Raw genomic sequence first — 14,638 nt, 5'->3', positions numbered from 1 at the left:
TGCCAGAACCCCTGCGGGACAACTCTTCGAGACGGATGGTGACACATGGAATCCCTCGGCAAAGGCGATCCGAAGCGTCTGGGCCCGTATCGGCTGCGGGCACGGCTGGGCGCGGGGGCAATGGGTCAGGTGTACCTCGGCCAGACGCGAGACGGGCGCCAAGCGGCCGTGAAGCTGCTCCGCGCCGAGTTCGCGTCCAGTCCTGAGTACCGGGAGCGGTTCGCACGCGAGTTCGCGGCCGCCCGCAGCGTCACCGGCCCGCACACCGCGCCGGTCTTCGACGCCGATCCGCAGGCGGCGCGCCCCTGGTTCGCATCGGCGTACGTCCCCGGGCCGACCCTCCATGAACACGTCGCCGCACACGGCCCGCTCCCCGCCGCCACGGCGGCGGCGCTCGGCGCCGGACTCGTCGGCGGACTCCGGGCGATCCACGCGATGGGGCTCGTCCACCGGGACCTCAAGCCCGGCAACGTGATCATCGCCGGGCACGGCCCGGTGATCATCGACTTCGGGATCTCCCGGTCGATCGACGCGAGCACGCTCACCGCGACCGGCACGATCCTCGGCACCTACGGGTACATGGCCCCCGAGCAGATCACCGCCGACACGGCCTCCCCTGCCAGCGACGCCTTCGCCCTCGGGTGCGTCCTCGCGTTCGCCGCCAATGGCAAGGGTCCGTTCGACGCCTCCACCATCGCCGCCGTCATCCACCGTGTGGTTGCCGAACCCCCCGAACTCGGCGGCCTCACCGGGGATCTCAGGGCACTCGTCGAATCCTGCCTCGCCAAGGACCCCGCCCAGCGGCCCGCACTGCCCGAGCTGGCGTCCCGACTCGCCGCGGCCGCCGGTCCGACCCCCGCTCCCACACTCGTCGACCCTGCACCGGGCCCGGGTTTCGCACCAGGACAGGCCGACGCACGGACCTGGACCGGCGACCGACCGACCGAACCGTTCGCGGGCCCAACCGCCCCGAGGCCGCACAGGCGCTGGCTCAACCGGCGCAACCTCCTCATCGCGGCCGGGACCGCGGCGGTCGGCACCGCCGTACCCGTCGGATGGAACCTCTGGAGGAACCGCCACCGGCTCACGGACGAGGACCTGGACGGCATCGCGATCAGCCCCGACGGCACGATCGTGGCCGCCGCCATGTGGAGCGGCGGGACCATACGGATCTGGGACGCCCACACGCGGGACGTCCTCGTCGAGGGCAGCGGGAGCGGCGTCGGCGCGCTGGCGTTCTCTCCTGACAGCTCCGTCCTGGTCACTGCCGGGCACGACACGCCCGTCGAGTTCCGCGATCCGGCCACCGGCCTCGCAACCCGGTCCCTCGACTCGCCGGTCGCAACGACGAACGTGTTCGCGTTCAACGCCCGCGGCGACCGCCTGCTCCAGGGCGGCCACGTGCCCGTGGGGACCCCTGATGCCGATGAGATCTGCGCCGTCTGGGACGTGGAGTCCGGAGAGGTCACCGCCGTCCTGCCCTTCGCGAGCGCTGCCAGTTCATCAGTCCACTCGGCGCTGTTCCTCGACGAGGACACCGTCCTCATCGCAGGCGATCAACTCACCGGCACCGAATACACGGCGGGGTTCTGGCGCTGGCGCCTCGACGGTTCCGGGATCGAGCCGATCGGGCCCGAATCGGTCGGCTACGCCGTCGCGATGAGCTCCCAGGGCCGCCTCGCGCTCGGGAGCGAGGAGGGCTGTTGGCTGTCGCTCGATGGCAGCGGCGACGAGTTCTCCCAGATCAGCTCTGCGGCGGTCGACGCCGTAGCGTTCACTCCGGACGGCGCCGCACTCGCGGTCGCCGATGCCGACGGGATCGCGCTGTGGGATGTGGGGACTGCCCAGGTGGCGCGGACCGTCACCGACCAGCGCTCCCTCCAACTGACCTTCGACGACGCCGGCACCAGACTCGCCTCCGGAGGCTGGTACGTCGGCGGCACCGGGGGCTGGCTGTGGCCCATCGACTGACCAGCGCCACACCATGAGAGCCCAGCGGGCGAACGCTTCAGCGCACACCGGTGTCGGTGCACCTCCTCGATGAGGCCGTCGGGCCCGACCTGATCCGGGAGGGCATCCCGGCATCGCGCACAGGAGCACAATGCCTTCCCCCATACCAATCCGGTTCGGCGCTCGACAACGGCAACCCCGAGACGGAGGGCGCCGCCGTGGTCCAGGGGGCCGATTCCGGTGCGGTCCCAAAGCAGTGGAACCTCAAGCGCGTCACCGGAGGGCAGCCGCAGCACCCCGAGCTGGTGCGCCAGTGCGACGCCAGTGCCGCGACACCGCACGGTGACAACGTTGGCCGCGAACCGCAACGACAGGAGGAATCATGAGATCGCGAATCATCAAGAGCCTTGCGGCGCTCGCGGCGAAGGCGGGCCTGGCGTTCGCCGCCGCCCCGGCCCACGCCGAGTACACACCGAACACACTGGCCTGCATCACCACTCTCACCGTCCACGAGTCCGAGGACTGAGGCGCGGACGGCGATGAACCCCTGCTCAAGTTCGATCTCGGCACCTGGAACTCCCCGGGGTCGATGGACAACGGCTCGACGGCGGCCGTATACCGGCAGGTCAACACCGGCACGATCGTCCAGGCATGGGACCGGGACTCGCCCGACCCGGACGACTTCATCGGGAGCGACCGGGTGGGCTCGACGGCAGGCACCCTCTCGTTCTCGGGCGACGACGCCTCGTACACCGCCAGGTACAAGATCGGCGTCGGCTTAGAACGACTACTACTCAGGCTCGGGCCCGGATCCTGAATGGGTCCGGCCCCGAGAACAAGACACGGTCCTCCACACCGTCGGCCCCCTCCCGGGCCCCAGTGACCGCCTGTGACGAAATCTTCGGTCACAAGCGGTCGTTTTGTTTGTGCCGGAGACGGCCGAAACGGTGCCACGTGCGTGGAGAACAGGTACGGCCGTGTGTGATCAGGTGCACCAGCATCGGAACACCTCCAGGCACGTGGAGGTGTTCGGGGAGAGTGGTTCGCACCTTGGACTCTGGCCCCGAAGTTCTTGTGACGCTCTCCCCATGCAGCGCAGGAGGGCCCAGGCGAATCGAACTGAAGCTCTTCAAGGCGTAAGAAGCGAATGCGAAGCGCCTCAACGAATCTAATGCGAGTCAGCCAGAACATGATGGAGGTCACTTCGTCGGGGGCTTTCGGTCGCCAGCGTGCCGGGGGATCCTGGTTCATTTGACCAGAGAATGACCAGCGAGAGCGGTCAGTCGGGCTTTCAGGTTCTTGGAAATCCCTTCTGACCACTGGTTTTGAGTCGGGACGACAGGATTTGAACCTGCGACCCCTCGCTCCCAAATGTTGCGGCAGCCGGGATGTCTCATTGGTAGGACTGAGGCTCCTCACCGACCGATCTCTGCCGCGCAGATCGGCACCCACCAGGGAAGAAATCTTATGCGACTGAGACCACGTCCTTCAGCGGTTCCGCCGCCGGGCGTGCCGAGGCATCCTGGAACATCCAGACAAGCGAGAGCCAAACACGACGAAGCCCCAGACCGGGGACTTCGTCCCTGGCCTGGGGCTTAACGGTCGGCCTAACACTCGCTTACTCGAACCCAAACCCCCAGCTAGACGGCCTCCTGGAACGCCTGTCCGGCCCCTTGCCCGCACGCGGCCGAGAGTCCGGCCCCTCGCCCCTGGGCTCCTCCGAGGACCAGCCCACGGTCGCCTACCCGCCAGCGTCCCCGAGGGCGATCGGCAAGCGCCTCTCCCCCACCGACCGGGACGACCTCATCGCGGCCTTCAACGCGGGCGCCACCCAGAAGACTCTCGCCGCTAAATGCGGCATCAGCACACGCAGTATCAAACGCCTCGTCCACGGCAACTCCAACCGACCTCAAGCCACCGCCAACCGACTCACCTCCGACCAGCAAGCAGCCATCGCCCACATCTACGCCACCGGAGGCACCACCCAAGCCGAACTCGCCCACCACTACGGCGTCGACACCAGCACCATCAAACGCCTCCTCCGCCAAGCCCGCAGCGGCAAGCCGAGCGACACGTTCGAGTGAACCCAGGCCAGTACGGCTCCAACTGGCCAGAGAAGCTGGCAATCACATCCGTGGAGAGCGGCAAGAAAACCGAAGACGCGGCCCACTCCTCTGGGGCAACGCGACGGGGCTCGATCCAGCGACAAGGGCGACCTATCGTCCGACGAGTTCGGGAAGGGCGCCGTCGCGGGTGAACACGGGGATGAGTTCGATCGGCGCGTCGACCGTGATCCATTGGCCGCCTTGGTGTTCGGTGCCGGTGTGGAGGTCGGTCCAGGTGGCGCCCTGCGGGAGGTAGACGCGGCGGGTGGTTGCGCCGGGTTCGGTCACGGGGGCGACGAGGAGGTCGGGGCCGTACATGTACTGGTCGGCGAGGTCCCAGGTGGTCGGGTCAGCGGGGAAGTCGTGGAACATGCCGCGCATGACCGGCTGGCCGTCGGTGTGGGCGGCCTCCATGAGGGTCCGGGTGTACGGGCGCAGGGCTTCGCGGAAGTGGACGTAGCGCGAGAGGATCGCGTAGACCTCGTCACCGAAGCTCCACAGCTCGTTGGGGGCCCCGGTCTCCTGGCGCACGGTGCCGTCGGCGGCGAGGACCTCCTCGGAGGGGTGGCGGTGGCCGTGCATGCGCATGACCGGGCAGAAGGTCCCGAACTGGAACCAGCGGACCAGGAGCTCGCGGAAGGGCGGGTCGTCGACGTCGCCGCCGCCGAAACCGCCGATGTCGGTGGTGAACCAGGGGATCCCCGCGACGCCCATGTGGATGCCCGCGGTGATCTGGCGGCGGAAGTCGGTCCAGTCGGAGTGGATGTCGCCCGACCACGCGAGCGCGCCGTACCGCTGCGACCCGGCCCAGGCGCAGCGGACCAGGTTGACGACCTCCTCCTGCCCGGACGCGCGCTGGCCCTCGTAGAACATGCGGGAGAACGTCTGCGGGTAGATGTTCCCGACTTCGACGTTCGGTCCGGCGTGGTACCGGTAGTTGTCGAAGTCGTAGACCCCGTACTCCGGTTCTGCCTCGTCGAGCCAGAACAGCTTGATGCCGAGGTCGTGGTAGTTCCGCTTGAGGATCTCCCAGACCCGCTCGCGGGCACGGGGGTCGGTGGTGTCGAGGAACATGCTGGGGCCCTGGAATCCCATCTGGACGTCCAGGCCGCGCTCGGTGCGCACGAGGAGGTTCTCCTGCTTGAGCATCGCGAAGTTCTCCGATTCGACCGAGACCTGCGGCCATACGGAGACCATCAGCTCGACGCCGAGCTCCTTGAGTTCGGCGACCATGGCGGCCGGGTCGGGCCAGAACTCCTCCTCGAAGCGGAAGTCGCCCATCTTGGGCCAGTGGAAGAAGTCGGCGACGAGGACGTCGAGCGGCAGGCCGCGGCGCTTGTGCTCGCGGGCCACGTCGAGGAGCTGCTCCTGGTTCCAGTACCGCAGCTTGCACTGCCAGTATCCGAGACCGTACTCGGGCATCATCGGGGCGTGGCCGGTCGCGTCGGCGTAGGCGGCGGTGATCTGCGCAGGGGTGTCGCCGGCGGTGATCCAGTAGTCGAGCTGCCGGGTGGCGTCGGCGGTCCACTCGGTGCGGTTCGCGGCGAAGGTCGCGGTCCCGATGGCGGGGTTGTGCCACAGGAACCCGTACCCGGCGCTGGACATGACGAAGGGGACGCTCGCCTGCGAGTTGCGGTGCGCCAGCTCGAAGGTGGAGCCCTTGACGTCGAGGATGTCCTGCTGGTACTGGCCCATGCCGTAGAGCTTCTCCCCTGTCGGAGGCTCGAACGCCGCGCGGAGCCGGTGGGCGCCGCCGGCGAGCGGACGGAACTCGCGGGCGGCGAGCTTCAGAGCGCCGCCGCGTCCGAGTTCGCGCAGGAGCGTGCGTCCGGCGGCGTCCTGGAATTCGACCGAGCAGTGGAAGACGTCGTAGCCGGTCTGGTGGTCGAAACCGCCCCAGGCGCGGAGCACGGCGGTGATGCCGCCGTTGACGAGGACCGCGGTGTCGCCGTCGACCTCGATCCGCACGTCGGCGGGCTCGGGCTCCAGGAGCGCGAAACCGGTGTCGAGCACCTCGCCGGACACGCTGGCGCGCACGCGCAGCGAGTCCTTCCCCCATGCCTGGACGACGAGGGTCTCCCCGTCGCCGCGCCAGGTGAGAGCGTCCTTGCCTACTGCGAACTGGTTCATGCTGGTGCCAATCTTCCTTGTCGGGATCAATCCTTGACGGCCCCGGCGGTCACGCCGGCCGCGATGTACCTCTGTGCCGCGACCAAGAGCACCGCCGCCGGGACGGACGCGATGACCGCGGTGGCCGTCATCGGCCCCCACTCCTGGTTCTGGGCGCCGATGTAGTCGTAGATCCCCATGGTGACCGGGCGGAGCGCACCCCCCTCGCGGTTCAGTGTGGAGGCGAAGATGAAGTCCGACCAGGCCCACAGGAACGCGAACAGCGCGGCGGTGATGAGCGCGTTGCGCGAGACGGGCAGCACGACCGACCGGAACGTGCGCCACTGCGAGGCGCCGTCGAGCTGCGCGGCCTGGAGCAGTTCGCGCGGGAGTCCGGCCATGAAGGCCGTCAGGAGGAGCGCGGCGAACGGGACGGCGATCGTGGAGTCGGCCAGGATCAGGCCGGGGATCGTGTCGAGCAGCCCGACCGCGTTGTAGATCGAGTAGAAGCCGAGGGCCATGACCACGGCGGGGATCATCTGGGCCACGATGAGCGCGAATCCGAGGACGCCGCGGCCGGGGACGGACAGTTTCGCGAGCGCGAACGAGGCCGGGGCAGCGATCGCGAGGGTCAGCGCGGCGGTGCCGATCCCGATCAGGAGGCTCGTGCCCAGATACGGGAGCTGGTCGCCGAACGCGGCCCGGTAGTGGTCGAGCGTGAAGTCGAAGGGCAGGAGGTCGCCGCGGCGGATGCTGTCGCGGCGCGTGAGCGAGACGTTGAGCATCCAGTACAGCGGGAACAGCATGACCGCGGTCATCAGGAGCGCGACGGGGGTCTTCCACCAGGTGCGGGGCATCGTCAGTTCTCCTGCTTCCGTTGGGCGGCCGTGTAGAGCATCCCGAACGCGAGTGCGACGAGGAGCAGGACGGTGCCGACCGCCGACGCCTCGGAGTAGCGGATGACGCCGGAGGCGCCCTTGCCGAAGGCCATGCCGTAGGCCCAGGTGGCGAGCGTCTGGGAGGTGCCGGTCCCGAGGGTCATGATCCAGATGACGTCGACGACCTTGAGCGTGTAGACGAGGCCGAGGAGCAGTGCGATCAGGGAGACCGGCCGCAGCATCGGCAGTGTGATGCGCCGGAACTGCTGCCAGGGTCCGGCGCCGTCGATGGCCGCGGCCTCGTAGAGCTCCTTCGGGATGTTCTGGAGTCCGGAGTAGAGGATCACCAGGTTGAAGGGGATGCCCAGCCAGATGTTGACGATCGTCACCGACGTCAGGGCGTTGTCGGCGCTGAGCCACCACACCGGGTCGAGGCCGAGGACACCGAAGGCGGCGTTGAGGATGCCGTTGTCCGGGTTCATCATCCACTGCCAGGTGGTACCCGAGACGATGATCGGGAGGAGCCACGGGATGAGGAGCGCGGCGCGCAGGGGCGCGGCGAGGCGGAACCCGCCGCGGTGGAAGAACACGGCCGCGGCGAGTCCCAGCAGGTACTGGAACGCCAGGGACGCGACGGTGAACGCCGCGGTCTGCCGCACGACCGTCCAGAAGCGGGGGTTGTCGACGACCTCGCCGTAGACGTCGAGGCCGACGAAGGGGGCGCCGCCGTTCACGAAGGTGCCGCGGTCGAAGCGGTGCAGGCTCATCGACACGTTCGCCACGAGCGGGTAGGCGTAGAACAGCAGCAGGTAGATCACCAGCGGCGCGATGAACGCGATCGCGGTCCACTCGCGGGCGCGCCGCCTGCGTGTAGGTGCCGGGCGCGGCGGCGCCTCGGTGGTCGCAGTGGTCATGGGGGGATGCTCCGATCCGGTTGCGGGAGCGCCGACCCGCCCGGTCGGGGCGGGTCGGCGGTCCGTCAGAATCCGCCGGCGTCCTGGAACGCGGTCTCGACGGCGGCCGGGTCGCCTTCGGCGTTCAGCGACGCGGTGATCGCCTCGGAGAGCGAGGCGGAGACGCCGACGTAGTCGCTGCCGAGGTCGGTGGTGCGGCCTTGCGCGCCTTCGACGGCGGCGACCCACGGTTCCCACAGGGGGTTCGCCGCGACCTGCTCGGCGCGGACGTCGGCCTTGGCCGACAGGTAGCCGAGCGTCTCGTTGGTCTGGAGGGCCGCCTCGCCTTCGGTCAGGCAGGCGATCACCGCGGCGGCGTTCGCGTAGTGGTCGGAGGCGTCCTCGGACTGGATGGGCGCCACGGCGAACTCACCGCCCGTGGGAACGGGGGCGACGCCGCCGTCCTTCGCGGGGATCGGGATGACGCCGACCTCGAAGTCGGCTTCGGCCGCGGCTGCGGCGAACCAGGACCCGTTCTCGGCGAACGCGTACTCGCCGGTGAGGAACAGGTCCCAGGCCGCGGACTGGTTGTCGGTCGCGGCCGAGCGCGGCGCGTAGCCCTCGCCGATCCAGTCCGAGAGGAGCTGCCCGGCGGCCACCGCTTCGGCGGAGGCGGGGTCGGCGAGGTCGGCGCCCGCGCCCCAGAACCAGGGCAGGAACTGGAAGACGCCTTCTTCCCCGGTCACGCCGGAGAAGGTGATGCCCTTGCCGCCGCCGTCGGCGACCTGTCCGAGGGCGGCGTTGAGCGAGTCCCAGTCGGTGACCGAGGCCGGGTCGACGCCGGATGCGGCGAGCAGGTCGGCGTTGTAATACAGGCCGAGCGCGTTGGAGCCGAACGGGACACCGTAGGCCTCGCCGTCGACGACCCCGGGGCCGAGCAGGTTCGCGTCGACGCCGGCGGTGTCGATGCCGGACTGCTCGGCGGTCGCGAGCATGCCGGCCGCGACGGCCTCGGGCATCATCGGGTTGTCGAGCAGGACCACGTCGGGTGCGGTGCCCTCCTTGACCGCGGTCGTGAGCTGGTTGAACAGGTCGGTCTGCGGCGCGCTCGTCCGCGTGATCGCCGATCCTTCGGGGGCGCAGGACTTGACGTGCTCGTCCCAGGCCGACCCCTCGGCGTGCTGGGGGTACGGGTCCCAGAAGGCGATCTCGGCGGTCGTCGAGCCCTCCTCGGCGTTGCCTTCGGCGCCGGGTTCGGGCGTGCCGCCGTTCGAGCATGCGGCCGCCGCGCTGAGCGCGAGGGCCGCCGCGGCCGCCAGGGGCCAGTGCGTTCGCTTGGTCATGTTCCACCTCTTCGTTGAGCAGGGGTCCCCGGTGGAGCGCTGGATCGAGGGATTCAAAAAGTCAGCGAACCGGTTCGCTGACGATCATGCCAAGGACTTGCGGCATCGTCAAGGCGAACCGGTTCGCTGAATGTTGAACTGTTATCTTCGCAGGTGGGAACGGGGTTCAGTCGCCGGTCCCGACGCTGCCCTTCCGCTCCAGGTGCGGTACGACGAGGCGCTTCTGGACGGGTGTGTCGGGCGAGGCGAGTCGCTTGCCCAGCATCTCGACCGCGGCCTGCACGACGGCGGTCGGCTCGGACTCGACCGCGTCGTAGGAGAGGACGTAGAGCCGCGCCAGCTCGGCGGAGTGGAGCGAGACGACGCTCAGGTCCGCGGGAACGTCGAGTCCGAGGTCGTGGAGGACGAACGGGAGCATCGCGGCGGCGGCGTCGTTGTGGATGAGCAGTGTCCGCGGATTCTCGGGATCCCGCAGGGCGGTGCGCAGCGTGGCGCGCACCTGCTCGGGTCCGACCGGCACGGGCAGGTGGACCAGGCGCAGCCCCCGCTCGGCGGCGCGGCGGTGGGCGGCGCGCTCGAACCGGGTCGCATAGGTGCTCCCCGAGGCGTACAGCTCCTCGGGCCAGCGCACGAACACGGCCTCGCGGCGCCCGGAGTCGGCGAGGTGGTCGACGAGCATCGTCGCCGCCCCGGCGAAGTCGAGGTCGACCGCGTCGATCCCGCGGGTGTCCTCGGGCATGCCGACGAGGACCGCGGGGTAGCCGGACCGGCTGATCGGGTCGAGCCGCGGGTCGCCGTCGACGACGTTGAGGAGGATGAACCCGTCGACCTGGCGGGCCGCGATCGCGCGCTGCACGGCCGCCGCGCCGTCGTGCTCGGTCAGCAGGACCACCGAGTAGCCCTGTTCGCGCGCGGCGTCGGCGAGCGCGACGAGGTAGGTGGCGAGTGCGGGGCTGAACTCGGCCTCGTGGAAGCGGACGACGACGCCGTAGGTCATGGTCCTGGAGGTGGCGAGCGCGCGGGCCCCCGCGTTGACGGAGTACCCGAGCTTGGCGATCGCGGCCTCGATGCGCGTCTTCGTCTCCGGGCTGACGAACTTCCGGCCGGTCAGGACCGAGGAGACGGTGCTGCGGGAGACCCCGGCCTCTCGGGCGACATCGCCGATCGTGGCCATGCCGACCCCTTTCGATGGAGATGGTTGAGGAGTCGAGTGTACCGGTTCGCTGGAAGGCGGCCGGGTGCTCGGGACGGCCTGCGACCGTCGCGGGCACCCGGCCGTCCTCGTTATCCGGCCCGTTCCCAGGGCCCGTAGGCGGCCCCGGGCTCCTGGTTCCGGGTCCACCACTTCGCGGTGAAGACGGCGTCGCCGAACCGCACCCGGTCGCCGGCGTGGTAGATGCGGCTGGCGGTCCATTCGGCGATCCCGTCGGCGGCCACCGGTGCGATCTCCTCCCAAGGGCCCCAGGCGCTCGCGCCCGGTTCCTGGTTCTCTGTCCACCAGGCCGCGCGGTAGACCGCGCGGTTGTGGACGACGAGGTCGCCGGTCGAGTAGGCGGTGGCGGCGTCCCACGCCGGATGCTGCTCGGTCGCGGCGAACAGCGGGGTGAGGGCGATGCTGTCGAGGTTCGGCGCGTACTGGGACCGCAGCAGGACGCCGGGCCAGGTGTCGGAGGCGTAGGTGGTGCCGTCGAACTGCGGTTTCTCCTCCCCCGCGATGGTGATCGTGTTGGTCCCGGCGTCGAGTTCGACCACGGTGGTGAGTTCCCAGAAGTTGTTCTCGTGGAACGAGTGCGGGAAGACCACGCGGATCGGTTCGGCGCCGTTGACCGACACGAGCGCGTACCGCGCGACGGGGTCGGGGTTGTAGTGGGTCGCGGGCGACTGCTCCTCGTTGGAGTAGCGGAAGGTCAGCGCGTACTTCCCGGATTCGGCGGCTTCGACGGCGTCGAAGGTGAGCGTGTTGCCGTTGCCGGGTTCGCCGCCGATGCCGGTGACCGCGGTGCCGCCGGAGGCCAGCGACAGGTCGGTGGCGGCGGCGGTCCCGGCGAGGTCGCCGTCCTCAGCCTCGTAGACGGCGGTGGCGAGTGCGTCGGAGGCCCTGATGGCGAGGCGGTCGACGGTGAGGGCGTCGGCGCCGTGGACGGTGATCTTGTTGACGCCGCCGAGCAGGAAGGCGTCCACAGTGCCCGCGGCACCGGTGGTGACGGTCTCGCCGTTGACGTCGAGGGTGACCGGACCGGTGGCGTCGACGTCGATGAGTGCACCGGCGTCGTCGGCGGCGTAGGTCCAGAACGTCGCTGTCGCGCCTTCGGGGACGACGGCGCCTCGGGTGTCGCCGTATGCAGTGCTCGCGCCGCCGTCGAGTTCGGCGTACTCGGCCTCGTAGACGTCTTCGTGACCGGGGTCGGCCAGCGTGAGGTCGAGCTTGTCGACGATGACGTCGCCGGTGATCGCGCCGTCGCCGCCGATGGCCTTGGTGCCCAGGCGGATCACGTGCTCACCGGCGGTCAGGTCGACGGTGGTGTCGGCGTGGTCCCACACGACCCACTTGTATCCGAGCGGCAGGAACACCTCCTGTTCGGTCGCGGGGTCGCCGTCGACGCTGAGGAAGAGGTTCGTCGGGCCCTGGTCCTGGACTTCGGCGTCGGTGTTGAGGGAGCCGGCGAAGACGCTGAGGTCGTAGGCGCCGTCCTCGGGGACATCGACGTGGAATTCGAGGGCGTTGTCGGTGCCGGTGCGCATGCCGCCGATGCTGTGGCCGCCGGAGGTGTAGAACTTGGCGACGTTGGACGGGGACCCTTCGGGGCCGTTGACGTTCAGGCCCGAACCGATCCGGTCGGCGTCCTCGGCTTCATAGGTCGCCTCCCAGGCGGTGCGCGGCGCGGCGGTCGCGGCAGCGGGGTCGCCGGGGGTCAGGATCACCTCGTAGGCGGACTCGGCGTTCAACGAGGGCAGGTCACCGGCGCCGAAGTGGAGCGAGGCGGTGCCGTCGGCGACCGGGACGTCGAGTTCGGCGACGGTCTCGGGCTGCGCCGAGTCGCCGATCTGGCCGCTCCAGTCGATCTCGCGGACGACGGCGCGGACCGAGTCGCCGAAGACCTCCGAGGGGACGTCGTCGAGCTTGAGCGCGTAGTCGCCGCCCTCGCCGCCGAGGATCACCCGGGCCTGGCGCTGCCCGGTGTCGAGCGAGGCGACGCCCTGGAGGGTGTAGCTGACGCCCGGATGCGGCGGGGTGACCTCGACGGTGTCGCCGCTCATCTGGCTGTAGGCGTTCAGGAGCCACCACTGGCCGTTGGCGCGGTTGGCCTGGACGGCGGAGTCGGAGAGGTTCCCGTCGATGTTCCAGTAGGCGATGTCGCCGTAGACCTTGGAGTCTTCGAGGGCGGAGATCCACTGGATCATCTGGCCGGGCACGGAGGTGTGGTAGTTGTAGGCGTATTCGCTGATGTTGACCGGCAGTTCGGTGCCCTCGTACTCGGTGCCGGCGAAGAACTCGGCCTCCCAGCCGCGGTACCGGTCCACGTTGGATCGGATGGTCGCGGGGTTGGAGAGCTCGTGCCACACGACGGTGTCGGGGACGGTGCCGGCGGCGACGGTGTGCTCCATGAAGCCCTCGACCTGGTTGTACAGGCCGCTGGTGTTCGGCCCGCCGATCCGGGCCTCGGGCAGGACGTCGTGGATGACCGCGTAAGCGGCGTCCCAGGCGGCGAAGAAGTACTGGGGGTCGCTGAGCCAGCTGACGCCGTTGTAGCTCCACTCGCCGGTGCCGAACATGTTGCCTTCGGGCTCGTTGTAGGGCATGAACACGACGTTGTCCTGCTGCTCCGCGGGGAGCGTCGCGACCTGCTCGGCCTGGTCGCGGAGCTTCTGGAGGTAGGTGTCGAGCTTCTCCTCGGGAGTGTCGCCGGGCCACTGGTAGGGGAAGCCGCGGTGGATGTCGGTCATGTAGACGTAGACGTCGCCGTTGGAGGCCTCCACGAGGGGGCCGAGGACTTCGAGTGCGTCGGCCCCGGGGTGCTGGGGCCCGTCCTGGGCCTTGGTGGCGACGGTGGTGAGGTCGATGCCGTCGATGAGGTTCTCGGAAGGGAGGCCCTCGTCGTACAGGCCGTAGAGGGTGCCGGAGGCACCGCCCATGAAGTCGCCTGTGGATCGTCCGAGGTCGACGGTGAGGGCGTTCTCGATGACCTCGACCGTGGCGGTCACCGCGAAGTCGTGGCCGGCGACGGTGCCGGACACGGTGAACGTGCCGGGTTCGGCGTAGCGCTCGGCGGGGACGTCGTCCCAGTCGATGCCGACGTTGCGTCCGATGCCGTCGCTGAAGGAGGCGGCCGCGGCGGCGGGCAGCACCGGCGCCTCGCCGACGACCGTGCGGACCTCGAACGCGTCCTGGTCAACGGTCTCCAGGACGGGGAGGTCGGCGCCGTAGAGGTCGGCGACCTGGGCGGCGTCCAGTGCGGTGTCGTAGACCCGGAAGTCGTCGATCGCTCCGTCGAAGAACGGGTGCCCGGTCCAGAACGCCTTGCCGATGAAGCCAGACGTGGTCCCGTCCGGGTCGTGCATGACCGCGTCCAGGTCGAGCCGGGCAGCGGTCCGGCCGACCTCGACCCCGTTGAGGTAGTAGACGATCGACTCGCCGTCGATGGCGGTGACGGCCTGGACCCACTGCCCGGCCGGAAGCTTCCCGGTGCCGTCCACACCGACCTCGGCGCTGCCGTTCACCGGCTTGATCGAGGACCGGTTCGTCCCGGGCCCCTGATACGACGGGGTCAGGAAGGTCGCGGTGGCGTTGTCCTTGCCGAGGTTGTAGACCCACTGGAAGTCGGCTCCGCCGTCCCAGCGCAGCCAGGTCGCGATGGTCACCTGGTCGCGGCCCTCGAAGAGGCCGTTCGGGATCGCCACGTAGGGCGCGGTGGCCGAGGAGGCCGACCCGCCGGTCAGGTCCAGGGCGGTCGAGCCGTCGGTCCGTCCGGGCACCGAGGGCGCCTGCCCGGCGTTGACGACGGTTCCGTCCAGGCCCGAGGACGAGAGGTCGTCCACAATGCCGTCGGCGACCTGCCCTTCCTCGAACGCGTAGGACAGGATCAGGTGCTCGTCGAGCGCTGCCGCGGAGGCCGCGTCGCCTGCGAAGGGGACGGCGGCCGCGACCAGTACGGCCGAGGCGAGCACCCCCCACGGACGGGCGGCCGGTCTTGCTCGCAAAGTCATTGCGCCTCACTCTCATCATTGAGAGGTCCGTCCGCCCGGGTCGGGCCGACGGGCAGAGGCGGCCCGTCGACCCGACCCAGGACAGCGAACCGGTTCGCTGATGACCCTACCTGCTATATCGATCACAGGCAATACCTTGACGAACCGGTTCGTTG

Annotated in this window: 11 protein-coding genes; 5 read left to right on the top strand and 6 right to left on the bottom strand. The window is 69.7% G+C overall.

Annotated elements, in window-relative coordinates:
- Positions 1-120: 120 nt before the first annotated feature.
- The 5 genes from AB0A65_RS11070 to AB0A65_RS11050 all read left to right on the top strand — a co-directional run bounded on the left by AB0A65_RS11070 (position 121) and on the right by AB0A65_RS11050 (position 4,034).
- Positions 121-1,971 carry a WD40 repeat domain-containing serine/threonine protein kinase gene (locus AB0A65_RS11070; protein WP_359949838.1) on the top strand — a complete coding sequence of 617 codons (1,851 nt, stop codon included), beginning with the start codon at positions 121-123 and terminating at the stop codon, positions 1,969-1,971.
- 56 nt (positions 1,972-2,027) lie between these two features.
- On the top strand, positions 2,028-2,336 hold the full coding sequence (locus AB0A65_RS11065) for a hypothetical protein (protein WP_359949835.1): 309 nt from the start codon (positions 2,028-2,030) through the stop codon (positions 2,334-2,336).
- Positions 2,333-2,476 (top strand): hypothetical protein, encoded by a 144-nt coding sequence (locus AB0A65_RS11060; protein WP_359949832.1) that lies wholly within the window; start codon positions 2,333-2,335, stop codon positions 2,474-2,476. Before AB0A65_RS11065 ends, AB0A65_RS11060 begins: the two co-directional genes overlap by 4 nt.
- Before the next feature lie 63 nt (positions 2,477-2,539).
- Positions 2,540-2,767: a hypothetical protein gene (locus tag AB0A65_RS11055; RefSeq protein WP_359949829.1), complete on the top strand. Its 228-nt coding sequence runs from the start codon at positions 2,540-2,542 to the stop codon at positions 2,765-2,767.
- Positions 2,768-3,623: 856 nt separating this feature from the next.
- Positions 3,624-4,034, top strand: a complete 411-nt coding sequence (locus AB0A65_RS11050) for a helix-turn-helix domain-containing protein (RefSeq protein ID WP_359949826.1) — start codon at positions 3,624-3,626, stop codon at positions 4,032-4,034.
- Between the two features lie 132 nt (positions 4,035-4,166).
- Here the strand turns inward: AB0A65_RS11050 and AB0A65_RS11045 are convergent, their stop codons facing one another.
- The 6 genes from AB0A65_RS11045 to AB0A65_RS11020 all read right to left on the bottom strand — a co-directional run bounded on the left by AB0A65_RS11045 (position 4,167) and on the right by AB0A65_RS11020 (position 14,483).
- Entirely contained in the window at positions 4,167-6,185 is a 2,019-nt protein-coding gene (locus tag AB0A65_RS11045) for a TIM-barrel domain-containing protein (protein WP_359949823.1), read from the bottom strand.
- A 26-nt stretch (positions 6,186-6,211) separates the two neighbouring features.
- Positions 6,212-7,021, bottom strand: a complete 810-nt coding sequence (locus AB0A65_RS11040; RefSeq protein ID WP_359949820.1) for a carbohydrate ABC transporter permease — start codon at positions 7,019-7,021, stop codon at positions 6,212-6,214.
- Between the two features lie 2 nt (positions 7,022-7,023).
- A complete protein-coding gene (locus tag AB0A65_RS11035) occupies positions 7,024-7,956 on the bottom strand; it encodes a sugar ABC transporter permease (RefSeq protein ID WP_359949817.1) in 933 nt (310 codons plus the stop codon).
- 65 nt (positions 7,957-8,021) lie between these two features.
- The gene (locus AB0A65_RS11030) at positions 8,022-9,278 is read right to left on the bottom strand and encodes an extracellular solute-binding protein (protein WP_359949814.1); all 1,257 of its coding nucleotides are present in this window, start codon (positions 9,276-9,278) and stop codon (positions 8,022-8,024) included.
- A gap of 166 nt (positions 9,279-9,444) precedes the next feature.
- Entirely contained in the window at positions 9,445-10,452 is a 1,008-nt protein-coding gene (locus AB0A65_RS11025) for a LacI family DNA-binding transcriptional regulator (RefSeq protein WP_359949811.1), read from the bottom strand.
- Positions 10,453-10,562: 110 nt separating this feature from the next.
- Entirely contained in the window at positions 10,563-14,483 is a 3,921-nt protein-coding gene (locus AB0A65_RS11020) for a LamG-like jellyroll fold domain-containing protein (RefSeq protein WP_359949808.1), read from the bottom strand.
- Positions 14,484-14,638: the final 155 nt, after the last annotated feature.

The sequence above is a fragment of the Glycomyces sp. NPDC047010 genome, from assembly GCF_040644205.1.
GTDB lineage: Bacteria > Actinomycetota > Actinomycetes > Mycobacteriales > Micromonosporaceae > Glycomyces.
The sequence above is the reverse complement of the archived record's forward strand: the minus strand, read 5'-3'. Positions and strand labels throughout refer to the sequence as shown.

What these genes read in the sequence shown, in the direction of transcription:
- AB0A65_RS11045 (WP_359949823.1), bottom strand. Translation starts at nt 6,185, where the DNA reads ATGAACCAGTTCGCAGTAGGCAAGGACGCTCTCACCTGGCGCGGCGAC.
- AB0A65_RS11030 (WP_359949814.1), bottom strand. Translation starts at nt 9,278, where the DNA reads ATGACCAAGCGAACGCACTGGCCCCTGGCGGCCGCGGCGGCCCTCGCG.
- AB0A65_RS11070 (WP_359949838.1), top strand. Translation starts at nt 121, where the DNA reads ATGGGTCAGGTGTACCTCGGCCAGACGCGAGACGGGCGCCAAGCGGCC.
- AB0A65_RS11040 (WP_359949820.1), bottom strand. Translation starts at nt 7,021, where the DNA reads ATGCCCCGCACCTGGTGGAAGACCCCCGTCGCGCTCCTGATGACCGCG.
- AB0A65_RS11025 (WP_359949811.1), bottom strand. Translation starts at nt 10,452, where the DNA reads ATGGCCACGATCGGCGATGTCGCCCGAGAGGCCGGGGTCTCCCGCAGC.
- AB0A65_RS11020 (WP_359949808.1), bottom strand. Translation starts at nt 14,483, where the DNA reads ATGACTTTGCGAGCAAGACCGGCCGCCCGTCCGTGGGGGGTGCTCGCC.
- AB0A65_RS11060 (WP_359949832.1), top strand. Translation starts at nt 2,333, where the DNA reads ATGAGATCGCGAATCATCAAGAGCCTTGCGGCGCTCGCGGCGAAGGCG.
- AB0A65_RS11055 (WP_359949829.1), top strand. Translation starts at nt 2,540, where the DNA reads ATGGACAACGGCTCGACGGCGGCCGTATACCGGCAGGTCAACACCGGC.
- AB0A65_RS11035 (WP_359949817.1), bottom strand. Translation starts at nt 7,956, where the DNA reads ATGACCACTGCGACCACCGAGGCGCCGCCGCGCCCGGCACCTACACGC.